We start from the raw sequence: 273 nt of genomic DNA, 5'->3' as shown, positions 1-273 counted from the left end.
CCGTTAGCATCCACTTTATGTGGTGTATACAAAGCTGCAAAATCATTGGCAGATTTACCATCAAGTACTTTAGCATTTAATCCTTTAGCAGATGAACCAGAACTTGAACTGTAACTTGAATCTTGAACTCCAGATTGTGCTTTATCTTTTTCTACTTGACTTGGTTCTGAAATACCTCCAGTATCATTATTTTGAACCATTTTATTCGCTGTATTAACTAAATCATTTTGTTCTTTATTAAGACTGTCAACATCTTCTGGACTTGTTATAATA

Annotated in this window: 1 protein-coding gene; it reads right to left on the bottom strand. The window is 33.0% G+C overall.

The window, feature by feature from the left end; genetic code table 11:
• The coding region (locus tag ELQ04_RS08595; protein ID WP_208359027.1) for a hypothetical protein at nucleotides 1–273 on the bottom strand (273 nt) is incomplete at both ends.

It is taken from the genome of Campylobacter sp. CH278, assembly GCF_004378845.1.
Taxonomy (GTDB): Bacteria; Campylobacterota; Campylobacteria; order Campylobacterales; family Campylobacteraceae; genus Campylobacter_D; species Campylobacter_D jejuni.
This window is presented reverse-complemented; position numbering and strand designations above follow the sequence as displayed.